This window comes from Bradyrhizobium viridifuturi, assembly GCF_001238275.1.
GTDB lineage: Bacteria > Pseudomonadota > Alphaproteobacteria > Rhizobiales > Xanthobacteraceae > Bradyrhizobium > Bradyrhizobium viridifuturi.
In genome coordinates this window covers 1-1,022 of record NZ_LGTB01000122.1, presented here as the reverse complement: position 1 = coordinate 1,022, position 1,022 = coordinate 1, and the positions used below count along the sequence as shown (strand labels likewise).

1 pseudogene is annotated in these 1,022 nt (G+C 60.3%); it reads left to right on the top strand.

Annotation, left to right across the window (positions count from 1 at the left end):
- Positions 1–21: 21 nt before the first annotated feature.
- Positions 22–1,022, top strand: a pseudogene (locus tag ALC15_RS47070) (IS630 family transposase); the annotation flags it as partial.

Genomic DNA, 1,022 nt, shown 5'->3' with positions numbered 1-1,022 from the left:
CCTGATCGAAGGAGATACCCGATGCGCACCGGACGGCCGAAGGCGCCGCTGACGATTTCGAGTGACGAACGTACGCAACTCACGGCCATCACGCGGTCGCGCTCGTTCCCTGCGGCGCTGACGCTGCGGGCAAAGATCGTGCTGGCCTGCGAACTTGAAACGAGCAATGTCATCGTGGCGACGCGGCTTGGTGTCGGCCCCATACGATAGGCAAATGGCTCAATCGCTTCATCGCAGATCGGATCGAGGGACTCTACGACGAGATGCGTACAGGCGTCGCACGGTTGAGGATGAGGCTGTGGCCGAGATGATCACCAAGACACTCGCTCGCAAGCCCAAAGCCGCAACCCATTCGAGCGTGCGCCATCGCCAAAGAGACGGGCATTGCCAAGAGCACCGTTCATCGCTTGTTCCAACTCCCCGGGCTGAAGCCTCACCGCACTCGCAGCTTCAAACTCTCGACCGATCTCTTCTTTGTCGAGAAGCTGCGCGATGTGGTCGGGCTCTATCTCAATCCGCCTGACAAGGCCGTGGTGCTTGGCGTCGATGAGAAGAGCCAAATTCAGCCCTCGAACGAACCCAGCCCATGCTTCCTATGGGGTTCGGCTACATCGAAGGCGTCACCCACGACTACGAGCGTCATGGCACAACCGCTCTGTTCGCCGCCCTTAACGTGCTCGACGGCGCAATCACCGCTCCATCGTCAACAGGAGTTCCTCGCCTTCCTGCGCCACAGCGAAGCTAAGTGCCGCCCCAACTGGACATCCATCTCGTCGTCGATAACTACGCCACCCACAAGCATCCCAAGGTTAGGACCTGGCTCGCCCGACGCCCGCGTGGGCACATTCACTTCACGCCAACCTACGCCTCCTGGCTCAACCAGGTCGAACGCTACTTCGCGCTCATCACCCAACGTGCGATCCGGCGGGGATCGTTCGATTCCACCGCCGACCTCGTCAAAAAAAATCGACCGCTTTATCCGCACCCACAATGCAGATGCTCGCCCCTTCGTCTGGACCGCA